At 64.4% G+C, this 17708-nt stretch carries 16 protein-coding genes; 3 read left to right on the top strand and 13 right to left on the bottom strand.

Going from position 1 to position 17708, the window contains the following annotated elements; translation table 11 throughout:
- The first annotated feature begins 21 nt into the window (after positions 1-21).
- Entirely contained in the window at positions 22-2271 is a 2250-nt protein-coding gene (locus FN835_RS08730; protein ID WP_142662821.1) for an adenosylcobalamin-dependent ribonucleoside-diphosphate reductase, read from the top strand.
- A gap of 4 nt (positions 2272-2275) precedes the next feature.
- Here FN835_RS08730 and FN835_RS08725 read toward each other — a convergent pair whose 3' ends face one another.
- Positions 2276-2953 (bottom strand): AIM24 family protein, encoded by a 678-nt coding sequence (locus FN835_RS08725; RefSeq protein WP_142662820.1) that lies wholly within the window; start codon positions 2951-2953, stop codon positions 2276-2278.
- A gap of 10 nt (positions 2954-2963) precedes the next feature.
- On the bottom strand, positions 2964-3758 hold the full coding sequence (locus FN835_RS08720; RefSeq protein ID WP_185958621.1) for a bestrophin-like domain: 795 nt from the start codon (positions 3756-3758) through the stop codon (positions 2964-2966).
- 127 nt (positions 3759-3885) lie between these two features.
- Here FN835_RS08720 and FN835_RS08715 point away from each other — a divergent pair, with 127 nt between their 5' ends.
- Positions 3886-4833 carry a TAXI family TRAP transporter solute-binding subunit gene (locus FN835_RS08715; RefSeq protein ID WP_185958620.1) on the top strand — a complete coding sequence of 316 codons (948 nt, stop codon included), beginning with the start codon at positions 3886-3888 and terminating at the stop codon, positions 4831-4833.
- Positions 4834-4972: 139 nt separating this feature from the next.
- Here FN835_RS08715 and FN835_RS08710 read toward each other — a convergent pair whose 3' ends face one another.
- The 10 genes from FN835_RS08710 to FN835_RS08665 all read right to left on the bottom strand — a co-directional run bounded on the left by FN835_RS08710 (position 4973) and on the right by FN835_RS08665 (position 16777).
- Entirely contained in the window at positions 4973-5812 is an 840-nt protein-coding gene (locus tag FN835_RS08710; protein ID WP_142662817.1) for a PhzF family phenazine biosynthesis protein, read from the bottom strand.
- Between the two features lie 52 nt (positions 5813-5864).
- Complete coding sequence (locus tag FN835_RS08705) at positions 5865-7448, bottom strand: acyl-CoA dehydrogenase family protein (protein ID WP_142662816.1); 1584 nt, start codon at positions 7446-7448, stop codon at positions 5865-5867.
- Entirely contained in the window at positions 7448-8413 is a 966-nt protein-coding gene (locus FN835_RS08700; RefSeq protein WP_142662815.1) for a Bug family tripartite tricarboxylate transporter substrate binding protein, read from the bottom strand. Before FN835_RS08700 ends, FN835_RS08705 begins: the two co-directional genes overlap by 1 nt.
- Positions 8414-8461: 48 nt before the next feature.
- Positions 8462-9970, bottom strand: coding sequence for a tripartite tricarboxylate transporter permease (locus FN835_RS08695; RefSeq protein ID WP_142662814.1), 1509 nt, complete (start codon positions 9968-9970; stop codon positions 8462-8464).
- Positions 9971-9982: 12 nt separating this feature from the next.
- A complete protein-coding gene (locus FN835_RS08690) occupies positions 9983-10444 on the bottom strand; it encodes a tripartite tricarboxylate transporter TctB family protein (protein WP_142662813.1) in 462 nt (153 codons plus the stop codon).
- A 48-nt stretch (positions 10445-10492) separates the two neighbouring features.
- Positions 10493-11461 carry a tripartite tricarboxylate transporter substrate-binding protein gene (locus FN835_RS08685; protein WP_142662812.1) on the bottom strand — a complete coding sequence of 323 codons (969 nt, stop codon included), beginning with the start codon at positions 11459-11461 and terminating at the stop codon, positions 10493-10495.
- 179 nt (positions 11462-11640) lie between these two features.
- Complete coding sequence (locus FN835_RS08680) at positions 11641-12969, bottom strand: sigma-54-dependent transcriptional regulator (RefSeq protein ID WP_142662811.1); 1329 nt, start codon at positions 12967-12969, stop codon at positions 11641-11643.
- A complete protein-coding gene (locus FN835_RS08675) occupies positions 12966-14798 on the bottom strand; it encodes a sensor histidine kinase (RefSeq protein ID WP_142662810.1) in 1833 nt (610 codons plus the stop codon). Before FN835_RS08675 ends, FN835_RS08680 begins: the two co-directional genes overlap by 4 nt.
- Before the next feature lie 57 nt (positions 14799-14855).
- Positions 14856-15536, bottom strand: a complete 681-nt coding sequence (locus FN835_RS08670; RefSeq protein ID WP_142662809.1) for an O-methyltransferase — start codon at positions 15534-15536, stop codon at positions 14856-14858.
- A gap of 44 nt (positions 15537-15580) precedes the next feature.
- The gene (locus tag FN835_RS08665; RefSeq protein ID WP_185958619.1) at positions 15581-16777 is read right to left on the bottom strand and encodes an MFS transporter; all 1197 of its coding nucleotides are present in this window, start codon (positions 16775-16777) and stop codon (positions 15581-15583) included.
- 334 nt (positions 16778-17111) lie between these two features.
- On the opposite strand from FN835_RS08665, the gene FN835_RS08660 reads away from it, so the two are divergent.
- A complete protein-coding gene (locus tag FN835_RS08660; RefSeq protein ID WP_142662808.1) occupies positions 17112-17309 on the top strand; it encodes a hypothetical protein in 198 nt (65 codons plus the stop codon).
- Between the two features lie 51 nt (positions 17310-17360).
- Here FN835_RS08660 and FN835_RS08655 read toward each other — a convergent pair whose 3' ends face one another.
- A complete protein-coding gene (locus FN835_RS08655) occupies positions 17361-17681 on the bottom strand; it encodes a GNAT family N-acetyltransferase (protein ID WP_142662807.1) in 321 nt (106 codons plus the stop codon).
- Between the last annotated feature and the right edge of the window lie 27 nt (positions 17682-17708).

Genomic DNA, 17708 nt, shown 5'->3' with positions numbered 1-17708 from the left:
AGCCTTGGCACAGGAGAGAAGATGACCCGCTTCGCTGCCCCCATTGCCGAACAGATCTGGGACATGAAATACCGGCTAAGGGACGCAGGCGGCCAGCCTGCCGATCTGTCGGTCGAGGATAGCTGGCGCCGCGTCGCCCGCGATCTGGCCCGCGTCGAGGCCGACCCCGCCGCGTGGGAGGACCGCTTTTACCACGCGCTGGAAGATTTCCGCTTTCTGCCCGCCGGACGCATCCTTGCAGGTGCGGGCACGGGGCGCGATGTGACGCTGTTCAACTGCTTCGTCATGGGCACCATCCCCGACAGCATGGCGGGCATCTTCGACATGCTGAAGGAAGCCGCGCTGACCATGCAGCAGGGCGGCGGCATCGGCTATGATTTCAGCACCATCCGCCCCAAAGGGTCCGAGGTGAAGGGCGTGGCGGCGGATGCCTCGGGGCCGCTGAGCTTCATGGATGTCTGGGACGCGATGTGCCGCACGATCATGTCGGCAGGCTCGCGCCGGGGCGCGATGATGGCGACGATGCGCTGCGACCACCCGGACATCGAGGATTTCATTCAGGCCAAGCAGGACAGCGCGCGGCTGCGCATGTTCAATCTGTCGGTGCTGGTGACGGACGCTTTTATGCAGGCGGTCAAGGATGACGGGCCTTGGGATCTTCGGTTCGGCGGCAAGGTGTTTCACACGCTGGCGGCCCGCGATCTGTGGAACCGGATCATGCGCGCGACCTATGACTATGCCGAGCCGGGCGTGATCTTTATCGACCGCATCAACCGGATGAACAATCTGGCATACGCCGAAACCATCGCCGCGACGAACCCCTGCGGCGAACAGCCTTTGCCACCCTATGGTGCCTGCCTGCTGGGTTCGGTCAATCTGGCGCGGCTGGTGCGGGAACCGTTTACGCCGCAGGCGCAGATGGACATGGCGGCGCTGGACGACCTGACGCGCACCGCGATCCGCATGATGGACAACGTGGTCGATGCCTCGCGCTTTCCGCTGCCGCAACAGGCGGCCGAAGCGCAGGCCAAGCGACGTCTGGGGCTGGGCGTGACCGGGCTGGCCGATGCGCTGCTGATGCTGGGGCTGCGCTATGGCGCACCGGATGCGGTGCAGGCAACGCGCGACTGGATGCGGGCGATTGCGCATTCCGCCTATTGGGCCTCGGTCGGCCTGGCGCAGGAAAAGGGGCCGTTTCCGCTGTTCGATGCGGCGGGGTTCCTGGGATCGGGCTTCATGGCGCGGATGGACGGTGATCTGCGCCAGGCGGTCGCCACGCATGGTATCCGCAACGCGCTTTTGACCAGCATCGCGCCGACCGGCACCATCAGCCTTTACGCGGGCAATGTCAGTTCCGGGATCGAGCCGGTCTTTGCCTATGCCTATACCCGCAAGGTCTTGCAAAAAGACGGCAGCCGCACCGAGGAGGAGGTGGTCGATTACGCCGTCCAAGCGTGGCGCGACCTGCATGGCGACGCCCCCCTGCCCGACCATTTCGTCAACGCCCAGACGCTGGCCCCGATGGATCACGTCGCGATGCAGGCGGCGGCGCAGGAATGGGTGGACAGCTCGATTTCCAAGACGATCAACTGCCCGGTGGATATCGGGTTCGAGGCATTCAAGGATGTCTATCTGGCCGCATGGGATCAGGGCTGCAAGGGCTGCACCACCTATCGCCCGAACGAGGTCACGGGTTCGGTCCTATCGGTCGCTGAAACCGCCCCACTCCCCGCCGCGTCTGACGCAGAAGTGGTCTATCTGACCGAACCGCTGGACCGCCCCGCCGCGCTGGAAGGCCAGACCTACAAGCTGAAATTTCCCGGCAGTGAACATGCGATCTACATCACCATCAACGACATCGTGCAATCGGGCCACCGCCGCCCCTTCGAAGTGTTCATCAACTCGAAGAACATGGAGCATTACGCCTGGACCGTCGCGCTGACCCGGATGATTTCGGCGGTGTTCCGGCGCGGCGGCGATGTGTCCTTTGTGGTCGAGGAGTTGAAGGCGGTCTTCGATCCGCGCGGCGGGGCGTGGATGGGCGGGCGCTATGTGCCCTCGATTCTGGCGGCGATTGGCGGAGTTATCGAACGCCACATGGTCGCCACGGGCTTTATCGCGGGCGAAGGCATGGGGCTGAAATCTGACCCCAAAGCCATGGCGGCGGAACCGCCGCGCGGCCCGGCCTGTCCGAATTGCGGTCAATACGGGATGCGGATGGTCGAAGGCTGCATGACCTGCCCCCATTGCGGCCATTCGGAATGCGGCTAAGCGGTTACTCCAGCAGCGCGCCTTCGATGCTTTCGCCGGTCATGCGCCGATACAGATGTTCGTTCCAATAGGGCGTCCAGCAGACCAGTGCCTTGCCCTTGCCGGTGAACACCCGCAGGCGTTTCTGGCCCGAGATCATGCTGCGCGGCCAGCTTGCCGCGGGACGTGAACTGAAACGCAGCCCCTCGGTCCGGCCCAGAACCAGACGGCCCTGCACGCGCAATTCGCCGTCCACATCCACCACCTCGACCGGGCCGGGTGCGTTGATCGCGACGCGGCCATGGTTGCGCAGCGTGGTTTTCCAGGTGAAAAAGCCGTCGCCCGACCAGAAACTGGCCCAAAGCGGTTCGCGGCAAATGCCCAGCTCGACCCCACCTTCGGACGCCCAATAGATCTCCGGCTCAAGGATCCAGCTTTCGCCGGGGGCCACGTCCAGCAGGTGATAACCTGCCAGCGACGGCTGCAGCATGATCGAGCCGCTGCCGGTGTAATAGGGCCGGATCCGCGCTTCGCTGGTGAACATGGCGCGGAAGATATCGCCAAAGCCCGGCAGGCGCGGGGTCAGCTTGATGTCACCGCGCATGGTGGACATGGCGCCGCGTCGCGCGCGCACGGTTTCGCCCTGAATATCGACGCGGACCTGCCGCATCCCCTCGACTTCGCGGATGGAAAAATCAGCCATGCGCGTTCCCCTACGGCTCGTCCCAGATCATCACGCGGTCCCAAAGCCTTCGCAAAGGATCGGGCTGGATCGCCGCCTCGCCCCGCAGGGGATCGTCCAGCGCCACGATGACGAACAGGATGACGCCAAGGAAAAACGCGGTGATCGTGCCCAGAACGAATTGCCGCACGGGGCGCATCCGCAGCAGCACGATCAGAATGATGTTGATCGCCGCCCCCACAAGCACGGCATACCACAGCACGTTGGGGATCTGGGTATAGACGCCGTTCAGGCGCAACTGGCGGGCGCGGGTGAATTCCTGAAACGCCGACAGCATCTGCGCGTGCAGGATCTCCTGCCCCGGCGTTGTCGGCTCGAACGCGCCCAGTTTCTGGCGGATCGCGTTCACGCGGTTTGCACCGCCGTCAAGGTAATAGCCCTTCGCATGGGCGGGCCAGTCCTTATACAGCGTGAACAGCACGTAATCGCGGATCATCGTCTTGGTGTCGGATCGCGTCGGTTCGGGATAGGCGTTCACATCGGAATAAAGCGCGGCCAGCACGGTCGCTTCCTGCAGCACCGCCTCGGCAATGCGTTCGTTGTTCTGATAGGCCGATACGGTCAGCAGACCCAGCAGCAGACCGTAGAACAGGTTGAACCCCGCCGTGCCGTAGTTGATCGCTTCGTTCAGGTCGGGACCGGCACCGATCAGCAAGCGCATGATCGGCTTGATGATCAACATCCCGATCACGATGGACGCCACCGCCGCCAATGCGAAATAGGTGGCCAGTTCCTTCAAGGGAATATCGTAGACAAAATCCGGCATGCTGCCCCGAATCCGAATTGCCCGCTTATTCTGACCCGATGAAATGGTTTTCGCGAGAGGGAATTTACGACTTGCCGCAATATTCCCGCCGTGTCCTAATATGCGCGCCGGTCTTCTGGGGTTATCAATGCTTCGACTTGTCCTTGCCTTGGTCATGGGCCTTGGCTTTTCCGCGCACGCACAGGATTTGCGGCTTTACACGATGGGTTCCGGCGACGTCAGTGGCAACTATTATGCCGCTGCCGCCGCGCTTTGCGATGCGACCAACCGGGCCGAAAGCGGCAAACTGCGCTGCAGCCCCGAAGCGACACCGGGGTCGATCTACAACCTTGGTGCGCTGCGCAGCGGCCAGCTTGATTTCGCGCTGGTGCAATCGGACGTGCAGCACATGGTCCTGAAATCCGAAGGACCGTTCGAAGGTGCCCCGCCCTTTCCCGACCTGCGCGCCGTCATGTCGCTTTACCCCGAAACGCTGACCATCCTTGCCCGGCCCGGCGCCAAGATCCTGAGCATCAAGGGGCTGATCGGCAAACGTGTGGACATCGGCCTGCCCGCGTCGGGACGGCGTGCGACGGCGATGCGCCTGCTGACCTCATTGGGGCTGGATCGCTCTGATTTCCTTGGATTGCTTGAGCTTCCGACAGGCAGCGCGTTGGATGAACTATGCGCCGGAACGATCGACGCGACCATCCTGATCGTCGGTCATCCGAACGACGGCGTGGCCCGCGCGATCAAGGAATGCGACGCACGGCTGGTCACCGTCTCGGGCCCCGAGGTGCGCGCATTCCTTGAGCAGAACCCCGATTATGTTTACGCCTCGATCCCACGCGCACCCTACGGCAAAAAGGGGCGGGCGCTGTCATTCGCGGTCATGGCAACGCTGGTGACGCGGGCGGATATTCCTGACGACATCGTTGGCGCGATCACGCAGCACACGCTGGAAAACCTGCTGCTGGTCGGACTGTCCGCGCCGGTCCTGAACAATCTTGCCCCCCGCGCGATGCAGGAAACCGGACTGACAGCGCCGCTGCATCCCGCTGCCGCGCAGGTTTTCAACAGCGCCGTTCCTAATTGAATACCTGCCAGTTCAGAAAATCAATTCCAGCGGGAATATCGCAATGCGGCGCGCGATTTAAAGGTTTATTTTTAACAGCCGCATTACAATTCTGTAAATAAACCCGCCCGATACCGGAATATATCGGGCGGATTGCCTGTTAAATGTCCAGACTGCCTGTGATGCAGGTCACGACATTTCCGCCGATCCAGATTGCATCATCGTCCTGCGTCACCTGCACACGACCGTCGCGACCCAGCGCGGTCCCCTGACGCGCGACATAGGGTGCGGTGGCAATTCCCGCGCCCAGCAGCCATTGTGCCAATCCGGCGTTCAGGCTGCCGGTGACAGGATCCTCGGCGCCGGGATTGTAAAAGGCCCGAACCTCGAATGCGGCGTCGCCACCAGCGCACGGCGCGCAGATGCCGACCTTCAGATGCGCCAGTTCCGGGCTGTCGGGCCGCAGCGACATCAGCCGCGCGTGATCTTTCAGCAAGACGCCGATCCAGCCGGGGCCGTTATCGATCCATTCCGTGCCCTGCACCTCATCCGGCGTGACGCCCAATGCGGCGTAAAGCTGTTCCAGCAGCGCGGCCTCGACCGGGCCGGAACGCAGCAGCGGCGGCGCGGCAAAGGCCAGCCCGTCACCCGCACGGCGAATGCGCACCAGCCCCACCTGACATTCCTGCACGATGTCGGAGCCCCTGGGCTTGCCCCCGGCTTCCAGCCATGCGTGGCAGCTGCCCAGCGTCGGATGCCCGGCAAAGGGCAGTTCGCCCTGCGGGGTAAAGATACGGACGCGGTAATCCGCTTGCGGGTCGGCGGGCGGCAGCAGAAAGGTCGTCTCGCTGAGATTGGTCCAGTTGGCGAATGCCGCCATGTCCGCATCGCTCAGCCCGGTCGCATCATGCACCACGGCCAGCGGGTTGCCCCGTAGCGGCATTCGGGTGAACACGTCCACTTGCCGAAAGTCGTAAATGCGGCGCGCTTGGTCGGTCATCTTTGCCTCATGTCAAGGGTTCGATCCGAAGTCGCGCCAGCGGCGGGCAAAGTCAAGCCGGGGGAAAGGCCGCATCCGACAAGGCATCCGCCAGCCCTGCCGGGATCGCACCCGCAAGCCTGCCGCGTTCCCCCGCCAGACGGCTGCGGCAAAAGGCTTCGGCGAACAGGTGGTGCGGACCACGGATCAGGGCGGCGCCGGTCAGAAGCAACGCCGTTTCCTCGACGAACCAACGGGCCTCGGCCTCGGTCGGAGCAGGATTCCAGCGGCTGCGCCACGCCGCAAGGGCCGTATCATATGCCGCAACTTGCCCCGCCGCAGCCGCAAGCCGGTCGTGCAGTGCATCGCGACACATAGGATCGCGGCCAAGGCTGCGCAGGACATCAAGGCAGATGACATTTCCCGAACCCTCCCAGATGCCGTTCAGGGGTGCTTCGCGATACAGCATCGGCAGGGGCGTATCTTCGACGTAGCCCATGCCGCCCATGATCTCCATCGCCTCGACCACGACGATGGGGCACAGCTTGTTGGCCATGTATTTCGCCAGCGCAACGCCGATGCGGGCAAAGGCGCGGTCCTGCGGGTCGTCGAAACTGGCCGCAACATGCAGCCCCAGCGCCAGACTGCCAAGCCAGTCCAGCGACAGATCCGCCAGCAGCGCGCGCATCAAAGGCTGGTCGATCAACCGGCGCTGGAACGCGCTGCGATGCCGCACCCAGTGATGCGCCTGCCCCAGCGCGGCGCGCATCAGCCCGACAGGGGCCATCGCGGTGTCCAGCCGCGTGTGATGCACCATCTGCAGGATGGTGCGGATGCCGTCGCCGCCCTGCCCCAACTGCCAGGCAAGGGCGCGGTCATATTCGATCTCGGCCGAGGCGTTGGCGCGGTTGCCCAGCTTATCCTTTAGCCGCATCAGCCGAATGCCGTTGCGCTGATCCAGCCAGCGCGGCACCAGATAGCATGTCAGCCCCTGCGGCCCCTGCGCCAGCGTCAGGAATGCGTCCGACATGGGGGCAGAACAGAACCATTTATGCCCTGTCAGCCGCCAGGCATCGCCATCCGCCTGTGCCCGCGTGGTATTGGCCCGCACGTCCGAGCCGCCCTGCTTTTCCGTCATCGCCATGCCCAGCGTGACACCGGCCTTGTCTGGCATCGGCCGGACCATGGGGTCGTATTCACGCGACAGGGCCTTGGCCTGCCAATCGGGCAGATCGGCCAGCGCGGGATGGGCGGCATAGGTCATGGTCAGCGGGCAGCAATGCCCCGGCTCGGTCTGGCTGGCCAGATAGACCATGGCGGCATGGGCGGCGTGACTGCCGCCCTGCCAGGGTGCCGCGTGGTAGCCCGCCGCGATGGACGCCTGCATGAAGCGATGCCAGGCCGGATGAAACGCCACCTCGTCCAGTCGCCGCCCGCCTGCGTCGAACAGGCGCAATTCAGGCGGATTGCGGTTCGCCGCGCGTCCCGCCTCGGCCATGTCGGCACGGCCCATCAGGGCACCATAAGCCGCAAGGCCGGAACCGGACACCAAGGCGCGCAGCATCGGGTCGCTGGCCCAAAGGTCACGATCCCCCGGCGCGGGTGGCTGGTTTGTCACCTCATGCGTCGGCAGATGGGCCTGCGGCGGGGGGCGCATCAGTCCAGGCTGACATTTGCGTCGCGGACGACCGGCTCCCATTTCGCCATCTCGGCCTTGACGTGTTCGCCCAGTTCCTCGGGGGTCGAGGCAACGATGGTGGCGGAAAACTCCTTCATCCGCTCGGCGACCGCCGGATCGGCCATCGCGGCAACGGCTGCCTTGTTCAGCGCGGCGACCACCTCGGGGGGGGTGCCTGCAGGGGCGAACAGCGCGTTCCAGCTATAGGTCTCATATCCCGGCAGCGTTTCGGCGATTGCAGGCACGTCGGGAAAGCTGGGCGCGCGTTCCTTGGTCGTGACGCCCAAAGCCCGCAGCTTGCCAGACGAGATATGCCCGGATGCCGAAGGCAGGTTGTCGAAGATGACGGGAACCTGATTGCCCAGCACATCGGTCAGCGCCGGGCCGGAGCCCTTATAGGGGATATGCGTGATGTCCACGCCCGCCATCGACTTGAACAGCTCACCCGACAGGTGCAGCGGCGTGCCATTACCCGATGAGGCATAGGCAAGCGGTTCCTTTTTCGCCAGATCTATCAGTTCCTGCACCGTGTTTGCAGGGACAGCGGGGTTGACCGCCAGCACGTTCGGCACCAGCACCAACAGCGATACCGGCGCGAAATCCGCCACCGGGTCATAGGGTTTCTGCTTCAGGATCAGCGGGTTCAGCGCATGGGTCGCGACCGTGCCCATCAGGATCGTGTAGCCATCGGGATCGGCCTTGGCGACCTGTCCCGCGCCAAGGCTGCCGCCCGCGCCGCCGACATTCTGCACGACGATCTGCTGGCCCAGCTCCTGGCCCATGCGATCAGCGACGATGCGGCCCACCACATCGGTCGAGCCGCCTGCCGCGAAGGGAATGACCAGCGTGATCTGGCTTTCGGGAAATTCCGCCGCCGCGGTGCCCGCAAGCCCCAGCACGACGGTCGCCGCCAGAATGGCGCGGCGGGTCAGGTTGAATGTCATCTTATCCTCCCGGAAATGAAAAGGGACGGCGCAGGGCCGTCCCCCGGTTCAGGCATCGCTTTCGGTGAACACTTCGTCGCGGCGCTTGCGGATCTGCGGCAGGAAGACCAGCACCAGCACGCCCAAGGCCATCAGCAGCAGCAGCGCGCTGATCGGCCGCGTCACAAAGGTCGAGGCATCGCCCCGCGACAGGATCATGGCGCGACGCAGGTTTTCCTCAAGCAGCGGACCAAGGACAAAGCCCAGCAGCAAAGGTGCCGGTTCGCAGCGCAGCTTGGACATGAGGTAGCCCAGCAGACCAAAGAACGCGACGGCGTAAAGGTCGAAGGTGTTCGAGGCCACCGAATAGACCCCGATCGAACACATCGCCATGATGATCGGGAAAAGCACGAAATAGGGCACGGTCAGCAGCTTTACCCACAACCCGATCAGCGGCAGGTTCAGGACGACCAGCATCAGGTTGCCGATCCACATGCTGGCGATGATGCCCCAGAACAGTTCAGGCTGTTCGCTGACCACGTTCGGCCCCGGCACGATGCCCTGAATGATCATCGCGCCGATCATCAGCGCCATGACGGGGTTCGCCGGAATGCCCAGCGTCAGCAACGGGATAAAGCTGGTCTGCGCACCCGCGTTATTCGCGCTTTCCGGTCCCGCCACGCCCGCCAACGCGCCCTGACCGAATTCGCGCGGGTTCTTGGACAGCTTCTTTTCCACCGTATAGCTGGCAAAGCTGGCAAGGATCGCACCGCCGCCCGGCAAGATGCCCAGCACCGACCCGACGCCCGTGCCACGCAGGACCGGGCCGATCATCTGGCGCAATTCGTCACGGGTGGGCAGCAGGCGGTTGATGTTCTTGGTCATCACCTCTCGGTCTGTCTCGTCCTCAAGGTTGCGCAGGATTTCCGCTATGCCGAAGACGCCCACGGCCAGCGCGACGAAATTCAGCCCGTCGGCATATTGCGTGATGCCCATCGTGAAACGCGGCGTGCCCGTATAGATGTCGGTTCCCACCATGCCCAGCAGCAGGCCCAGCACGACCATGGCCAGCGCCTTGAGCACCGATCCATGCGCCAGCGCAACCGACATGACCAGACCCAGCACCATCAGGCTGAAATACTCGGCCGCGCCGAATTTCAGCGCGATGGCCGTCAGCGGCGGCGCAAAGATCGCGACCAGAAAAGTCGAAACCGTGCCTGCAAAGAACGACCCCAGCGCGGCCACTGCAAGCGCGGTGCCGGCGCGGCCCTTGCGTGCCATCTGATAGCCGTCGATGGCGGTCACGGCGGACGAACTTTCGCCCGGCATGTTGATCAGGATCGCCGTGGTCGAGCCGCCATATTGCGCCCCGTAATAGATACCCGCCAGCATGATAAGCGAACTGACCGGCTCAAGCTGAAAGGTGATCGGTAGCAGCATGGCGATGGTGGCCGTGGCACCGATGCCCGGCAGCACCCCGATCAGCGTGCCCAGCAGCACTCCGATCAGACAGAATGCCAGGTTCGCAAGCGAGCCCGCGACCGAAAAGCCCATGGCGAGATTGCTGAAAAGCTCCATTCTCGCGCCCCCCTAGAACTGGACCCATGGCCCAAAGCGCCGGAACGGCAGGCCAAGGCCATAGCTGAAAATCAGCGTGGACAGGATGGTGACGGCCACCGCCAGCACCAAGGCGTGCAGGGGCTTCATCCGAATCGACGCCTGCGATGCGATCAGCGTCGTGAAAAACAGCGCAGGCACGAAGCCCAGACCGCGCACGGTCAGGCCGAAAAAGATCGGCGCGGGCAGGATGAACAGGATCCCGCGCCACGCGATGCGGCCGAATGCCTCGCCCTCGCGGCCAAAGGATTTCAGCGTGATGATGACACCCAGAACGAACAGGATGATCGACAGGACCATCGGAAAGTAACCCGGCCCCATCCGCAACGAGGTGCCGATGGGCAGGCCCATGGTCTGCCAGCCAAAGAACGCGGCGGCAGCTATCAGCAAAAGGCCCGCCGCAAGATCGGTCGAGTCCTTGGGTTTCGTGGACATGATGTTCCCCCATGATAGGCCCCGCGCATGGCGCAGGGCCGCCAAGGATCAGTCGGCGTAAACGCCGGCGGCCTCGATCACCGGCTTCCAGCGGGCGATCTCGGATTCCAGCTTGGCCTTCAGCGCGGCGGGCATGGCATCCTCGGCAGATGAGGGCGCGGTGCCCAGATCGGCCATCGCCTTGGCCACGCCTTCATCGGCCAGCGCGGTTTGCAGGGATTTCGACAGGCGTTCGTTCACCTCGGCGGGCGTGCCCTTGGGGGTGTAGATGCCATGCCAGATGCTGACCTCGAAGCCCGCCAACCCGGATTCCTCGGCGGTGGGCAGGTCGGGGAACAGGTCCAGCCGTTCGGGCGTGGTGACGGCATAGGCCTTGATCGTTCCGCCCTTGATTTGCTGGGTGGTGTTCGTCGTCTGGTCGCACATGATGTCGGTCTGCCCGCCCAGCAGGTCGGTCATCGCCGGCCCCGTGCCTTTATAGGGCACCGTGACCAGCGGCGTTTCCAGCGCCTGCATCAGCAACATGCCGCACAGGTGGCTGGCTGCGCCGATGCCCGCATTGGCTAGGGTCAGGCTGTCGCCGTTCGCCTTGACATAGTCGATGAAGCCCTTGAAATCCGTCGGCTCAAAATCCTTGCGGGCGACGATGACCATCGGCACCTCGGTCACGAGACCCACATATTCGAAGGCGTTCGGGGTGTCATAGGCAAGGTTGCGATACAGCGTCGCCGCCGTCGCCATGCCGATATGGTGCAGCAGGACCGTGTAGCCATCGGGATCGGCCTTGGCGACCTGACCCGCGCCCAGCGTGCCACCGGCACCGCCGACGTTTTCGACGACGATCTGCTGACCCAGATCGCCCGACATCTTTTCGGCGACCAGACGTGCAACGGTATCGGTCGGGCCACCGGCAGCAAAGGGCACGACCATCGTGATCTGGCGTTCGGGATAGTCCTGCGCAAAGGCGGGCGCGGTCAGCATCGTTGCGGCGCAAAGCGCGCCGAGCAATTTCTTCATGATTTCCTCCCTGGGTGTCGGCACATGCTCCCCCACGTGCCGCTTGGCATCAGGTTGCGGCCAATCTGACACATTCGCCAAACGCTAAAACGCCCTGCGGCCCGTGTTTCGACAGCCGCAGCGGCCAAATGGGTGGAAAGCGTAACAACACGCGCCCGTGATGGGTGGAAATCCACCCATCAGTGATCGGCATCGACGATCAGCCGCCGGTCCAGACCGTATTTCTGCATCTTTTCGTAAAGCGTCTTGCGCGAAATCCCCAGCGTTTCATAGACCGGGCGCAACCTGCCGCCATGCGCGGCAATCGCCCCCGCAATCAGGCTGCGTTCGAAATCGGCCACCTGATCGGACAGGCGCGCGCCCTGCCCGGCCACCTCGGCCCCCTCAAGTCCCAGCACGAAACGTTCAGCCAGATTGCGCAATTCGCGCACGTTGCCGGGCCATTCCTTGGCCGCAAGGCTGGACAGAAAGGCCGAAGCCGCCTCGCGTTCGGGCAGTTTGTGGCGGGCGGCGGATTCGCGGACCAGCTGCAGGAACAGCAGCGGAATATCCTCGCGCCGCGCCGAAAGTGGCGGGACATGCAGGACGGCGACATTCAGGCGCCAATACAGATCCTCGCGGAAGGCACCCCGCGCGACCAGTTCGGCCAGATCGACCTTGCTGATCGCGATAAAGCGCACATCCAGCGGAATCGCGTCGTTCGAGCCAAGCCGCGTGATGACCCGTTCCTGCAGAACGCGCAGCAGCTTCGCCTGCAATTCCAGCGGCATTGAGCCGATTTCATCCAGCAGCACCGTGCCGCCCCGCGCATGTTCGAACTTGCCGAACCGCGCCCGCAACGCGCCGGGGAACGCCCCCGCCTCATGGCCGAACAGTTCGGATTCGATCAGCGCCTCGGGCAAGGCGGCGCAGTTTATCGCGACAAAGGGACGCCCCGCGCGGATCGAGATGTCGTGCAGCGCGCGGGCCACGACTTCCTTGCCCGCGCCGGTCGGGCCAATGATCAGCGCATCGGTATCGGACGACCCGATGGCGCGCAGGCGATAGCGCAGATCGACCATGACCTGCGTGCGACCGGGCAGCCGTGCCTCAATGTCGTCGCGCTTGCCCGCGACGGCGCGCAGGCGACGGTTTTCCAGGACCAGCCCGCGATGGTCGATGGCGCGGCGGATGACGGTCGCCAGTTCCTGCACGACAAAGGGTTTTTCGATGAAATCATAGGCCCCGCCCCGGATCGCCTCGACGGCCAAAGGCACTTCGGCATGGCCGGTCACAAGGATCACGGGAATGTCCGGGTCCACGTCATGCAGCCGCCCCAGCAGCGTCATGCCGTCCATCCCCGGCATACGGATGTCGCTGACCACCGCGCCCGCAAAGCCGGGACCGGCCAGCGCCAATGCCTCATCCGCCGATCCCAGCGCCTCGACGGCAAAGCCCGCAAGCTCCAGCGCCTGCGCGGTCGAGACGCGCATCTTTTCGTCGTCATCGACCAGCAGCACACGCGTCATGCCGCCGCCTCGGCCGCCGCGATGGGCAGGGTGACGCAGAACTCGGCCCCCGGCGCGGCGTTGCGGCAGGAAATCTCTCCTCCGAAATCGCGCACGATGTTCGAGGTGATCGACAGCCCCAACCCCAGCCCGAACCCCTTGGTGGTGAAGAACGGATCAAAGATGCGGGCGGCAATCGCATCGGGGATACCGGGGCCATGGTCGCGCACGCGAATGGCGATGCGGTCGCCCTGAACCCGCGCGGACAGGGTGATGCGGCGGTCGTCCCGCCCTTCCACCGCATCGGCGGCATTGGTCAGCAGGTTGACCAGCACCTGTTGCAGCCGCGTCGGACCCGCGCGCAAGGGCGGCAGACCATCGGGCACATCCAGCGTCAGCACCGCGCCGGAACTGGCCAGCCGCGCCGCCACGATGGTCTGCGTCTCATGCAGCAACGAGGTCAGCGGCACCGCGCCAAGCTGGTCGTCAGGCTTGCGGGCGGCATGGCGCAGATGCTTGCCGATAGCGGCCATGCGATCGACCAGCGCCAATATCTCGCCGATATTCTCGCGGGCGCGGGCATAGTCGCCGCGCTCGATCAGGATTGCCGCGCTGTCGGCATAGTTGCGCGCCGCCGCCAGGGGCTGGTTGATTTCGTGGGAAAGCGAGGCCGACATCTGCCCAAGCGCCGCCAGCTTGCCAACCTGAACCAGACTTTCCTGCGCGGCGCGCAATTCCGCCTCGGTCGCGCGGCGTTCAGCGATTTCCTGTTCAAGCTGGCTGTTCACGCGGGCCAGATCGGCGGTGCGTTCCGTCACGCGGCGTTCCAGTTCGGCATTGGCGAATTGCTGCATCGCCAGACGCTCCGCCGCCTGCACGCGACGCTGCCACCAGATCAGCCCGCCGAACCCCGCAGCCGAAATCAGCAGCAACAGGGTCAGCATCGCCAGCCGCGCCTCGGCCCGCAATTCGGCGCTGTCCAGCATGACATGCACGGTCCAGCCCGCATCGGCCATCTCCTCGGAGGCGGTGATGTAATCGTGCCAGCCATCCGCTGCAGGCATCTGGAACACCGGAACGCCGTGCATCCTGACGCTTTGCATGGAAAACTCGGTCAGCGGCAGGTTGGCATAGCGCCGCGTCGCCGCCGTGCGGGCCATGCGTTCGGGCGTCAGCGCATGGATCGAATGGTATAGCCAGCCCGGATCCGAGGACAGGAACACCGCGCCTTCGGGATCGGTGACCATGGTGCGGAAATCGCCACCCTGCCACGACGCCTCGATCCGGCCCACGCCGATCTTGACGGCCATGACCGCCGTGATCCGCCCCGCATCGTCGCGCACCGGCGCCGAAAAGTAATATCCCCGCACCCCCGAGGTCGTGCCGACGCCATAGAACCGCGCCGCCCGCCCCGCCATCGCGTCGATGAAATAGGGGCGGTAACTGAAGTTTTCGCCGATGAAACTTGCAGGCCCTTCCCAAGTGGAATGGGCGATCGTCTCTCCGTCCGGCAGGATCAGGTAGATGTCCGAGGCCTGCACCGCCTGATTCTGTTCGGCCAGCCACAGGTTCGTCTGCCGCCGCAAATCGGGATTGCCCGGATCGGCCACCAGTTCGTGGATCAGGTCCAGATCCCCGACAAGCTGCGGCACGACCTCATACCGGGCCAGATCGGCGTTCAGCGCGTTCACGGTCAGGCGCAGCGCATTCGATGCCCGCGCGTGACCGGCGGCAAAGTAATGCTGCCACGCCACCTGCCCGCCCAGCCAGACGACCAGCGCCGCCGCAGCGATGGCGGCGGCGATCAGACGCTTGCTGATGCGTGTGCTGACGACCGGTGCCCAAGACATCCGCGCCCCCCTCTCCCCTGAGGGAAGACTGGCAGTAACGCGGCTGTCATGCAATATTCACGCTTGGACGACGGCCATGACGAACCCGTCCCAACCCTTTTCCCCGACAGTCTGGATCGCCGTCGCCTGCAGGCGCGGTTCATCCGCGATCCGCGACAGGAAATCGCGCACGCCCCGGACATTCGGATCGGTGCTTGCGGGATCGGCCACCGCACCGCCGCGCACCACGTTGTCCCCGATGATGACCGTGCCGGGGCGCGAAAGGCGCAGGGCATGGGTCAGATAGTGCGGGTTGTTCGGCTTGTCCGCGTCGATAAAGATCAGATCAAAAGGCGCATCCAGTTCCGGCAGCACATCCAGCGCCGCGCCGATGCGCAGTTCCACCTGCGCAGCCAAGCCCGCCGCAGCGATATTGGCGCGGGCGATTTCGGCGTGATGGGCGTTTGCCTCGATCGTGACGATACGGCCGCCCGGCGGCAGCGCGTGGGCCATCCATATCGTGCTGTAGCCGCCCAGCGTCCCCACCTCCAGCACGTGCCGCGCGCCGGTCATCTGCACGAACAACGCCAGCATCTTGCCCTGCATGGCCGAGACATCATGCGCGGGCAATCCGCCCGCCGCATTGGCCGCAAGCGCCGCCGTCAGCGTAGGATCGGGCGGGGCCAGCAGCGTGCTGAAATAATCGTCCACCTTGGCCTGCGCCGCGCCGTCCGCCGTCGCATAATCGGGATTGCGCATGTCTGACCGCCTTTCCTTTGCAGCCAGTCTAGCCCCATCGTCCGTCATGGGCGTGACAAGGCGGTCGGTCGCATCAGCAGCAAGATCGCCAGCACCGAAAGCCCCGCCCCGATCAGGAATGGCATGTGCGCGCCATAGCTGTGCCAGAGCCAGCCCGCTGCGGTATTGCCGATCAGCACCACCGCCCCAGTGACCAGATTGAAGGTGCCGAATGCCGTGCCCTTCAGCGCCTCGGGGGTGGCGCCTGCGATCATCGCGCCCAGCAGACCTTGGGAAAAGCCCATATGCAGCCCCCAAAGCACGGTCCCCAGCAGATAGGCCGGGATGCTGCCCGCGAAGGCCAGCACCAGATGCGCGCCGATCAGGAAGATCAGGCTAAGGATCAGCAGCCCCCGAACCCCGATCCGGTCCGACACGCGCCCCACCGGATAGGCAGCAAGGCCATAGACTGCGTGCATGATGACCATGGAAAGCGGCACCCAAGCGGGGGTAAATCCGGCCTCCAGCGCCTTGAGCAGCACGAACGCCTCGCTGAAACGCGCCAGCATCAGGACTGCGGCGATGGCAATCACACCCCAGACCGCGCGGTTCAGGCGCAGCGCGTCGCCGATGCGGAACGGCGTGTCGGCCTTGCGCGGCGCGGGCGCGGGTTCGCGCACCGCCAGCATCAGGACCAGCACCGCCATCACGGCGGGAACTGTCGCGATCCAAAAGACCGACAGGATGTCGCCCGCCAGCAGAAACATCAGCGCCACGGCAATCAGCGGACCGACAAAACCGCCCACCGTGTCCAGCGATTTGCGCAGGCCAAAGGCGGCTCCGCGCATCTGGGGCGGGGTGACGCCTGCGATCAGCACATCACGCGGCGCGCTGCGGATGCCCTTGCCCACGCGCTCCACCGCCTTGCCCAGCACGATCAGATCGACCGATCCCGCCAGCGGAAAGATCAGCCGTGACGCCGCGCCCAGCCCATAGCCAAGCACCGCCAAAGGTTTGGAGCGTCCGGTCCAGTCCGCCAGCACGCCCGACAGAAAGCGGGTGGCGGTGGCGATGGCGACAGACAGCCCCTCGATCAAGCCCACCGCGATGACGGACGCGCCAAGCCCGCCCACCAGATAAAGCGGCAGCAGGGTCGAGACCATCTCGGAGGAGATGTCCATCAGCAGGCTGACGAATCCCAGTGCCCAGACCGTGCCGGGAATGCCCGCCCGTGCCTGCATCGTCAGAAAAAATTTTCCCATCGAAATCCTCGGGATAGGTCTTTGCCGCTTTCCATGCCGCGAGGCGTCGTCCTGCACAATCCTGAGCGAAAAAGACGGGCGCGGGGTGGTTTTCCGGCAACCCACCGCGCTGCAACGCAAAATCCGAAATCCCAGAATTTTGGTCGGAAGGCGGCGGCAAACCCGACTGAAAAAATCGGCAGGCAGTAACCAACTAAACCTATCAACCATTTGTTTTTGTTGTATTTTTATTGACCACGCCGGATATGCCGCCTATAAAGCATGCAAGGTAGCCAGCCAGCCTTCGCAAGCCAGCAACCTGAAATGACAAGCCAGCAAGACAGGAGAATTTGATATGGCCAAGACAGCATGCAGCGCCTGCGCGTTCTATGAAGATCACGTCGCCAACTCCGCCAGCACGCTTGCCGATTCCGGCCTGTGCCGCGCCAACCCGCCCGTCACTCAGGTTGAGGCGGACAGCCGTGGTTTCTGGCCGGTTGTGAAATCGGACGACTGGTGCGGCCAATACGCATCGGCCTTTGCCGCCGAGTAATCCTCGGGCGAATTGGGACGCTTGGGCAGCCTTCGGGCTGCCTTTTGCATGTCAGGGGGTCGGATCTTCGCCCGGTGCGGTGGTGAAAAGATCCGCCCATTCGGGATGGCGCGCATATTGGCCGCGCACGAAGCCGCAGATGGGGATGATGCGGAACCCCTGCGCCCGTGCGTCATCCAGCATGAATTGCAGCAATGCCTGTGCGACGCCCTGCCCGGCCATGCTTTCTGGCACGCCGGTGTGATCGGCGCTGATGCGGTCCGGGCCACGCCGGGTAAAGGTGATCTCACCCTCGCCGTCCATGCCCGTGATGCGGGCGACGTAGCGGCCGTGTCGGGTATCGGTCGTTTCCTTGCTGATCTGGATATCCATGCACGCCCCCTTTGGCCCGTTCGGGCC

The organism is Paracoccus laeviglucosivorans (assembly GCF_900182695.1).
GTDB lineage: Bacteria > Pseudomonadota > Alphaproteobacteria > Rhodobacterales > Rhodobacteraceae > Paracoccus > Paracoccus laeviglucosivorans.
The sequence above is the reverse complement of the archived record's forward strand: the minus strand, read 5'-3'. Positions and strand labels throughout refer to the sequence as shown.

Bases quoted from the DNA above. Each gene is read 5' to 3' on its own strand.
- FN835_RS08685 (WP_142662812.1), bottom strand. From the start codon at position 11,461: ATGAAGAAATTGCTCGGCGCGCTTTGCGCCGCAACGATGCTGACCGCG.
- FN835_RS08725 (WP_142662820.1), bottom strand. From the start codon at position 2,953: ATGGCTGATTTTTCCATCCGCGAAGTCGAGGGGATGCGGCAGGTCCGC.
- FN835_RS08695 (WP_142662814.1), bottom strand. From the start codon at position 9,970: ATGGAGCTTTTCAGCAATCTCGCCATGGGCTTTTCGGTCGCGGGCTCG.
- FN835_RS08705 (WP_142662816.1), bottom strand. From the start codon at position 7,448: ATGCGCCCCCCGCCGCAGGCCCATCTGCCGACGCATGAGGTGACAAAC.
- FN835_RS08660 (WP_142662808.1), top strand. From the start codon at position 17,112: ATGGCCAAGACAGCATGCAGCGCCTGCGCGTTCTATGAAGATCACGTC.
- FN835_RS08665 (WP_185958619.1), bottom strand. From the start codon at position 16,777: ATGGGAAAATTTTTTCTGACGATGCAGGCACGGGCGGGCATTCCCGGC.
- FN835_RS08675 (WP_142662810.1), bottom strand. From the start codon at position 14,798: ATGTCTTGGGCACCGGTCGTCAGCACACGCATCAGCAAGCGTCTGATC.
- FN835_RS08670 (WP_142662809.1), bottom strand. From the start codon at position 15,536: ATGCGCAATCCCGATTATGCGACGGCGGACGGCGCGGCGCAGGCCAAG.
- FN835_RS08655 (WP_142662807.1), bottom strand. From the start codon at position 17,681: ATGGATATCCAGATCAGCAAGGAAACGACCGATACCCGACACGGCCGC.
- FN835_RS08710 (WP_142662817.1), bottom strand. From the start codon at position 5,812: ATGACCGACCAAGCGCGCCGCATTTACGACTTTCGGCAAGTGGACGTG.
- FN835_RS08715 (WP_185958620.1), top strand. From the start codon at position 3,886: ATGCTTCGACTTGTCCTTGCCTTGGTCATGGGCCTTGGCTTTTCCGCG.
- FN835_RS08680 (WP_142662811.1), bottom strand. From the start codon at position 12,969: ATGACGCGTGTGCTGCTGGTCGATGACGACGAAAAGATGCGCGTCTCG.
- FN835_RS08690 (WP_142662813.1), bottom strand. From the start codon at position 10,444: ATGTCCACGAAACCCAAGGACTCGACCGATCTTGCGGCGGGCCTTTTG.
- FN835_RS08700 (WP_142662815.1), bottom strand. From the start codon at position 8,413: ATGACATTCAACCTGACCCGCCGCGCCATTCTGGCGGCGACCGTCGTG.
- FN835_RS08720 (WP_185958621.1), bottom strand. From the start codon at position 3,758: ATGCCGGATTTTGTCTACGATATTCCCTTGAAGGAACTGGCCACCTAT.
- FN835_RS08730 (WP_142662821.1), top strand. From the start codon at position 22: ATGACCCGCTTCGCTGCCCCCATTGCCGAACAGATCTGGGACATGAAA.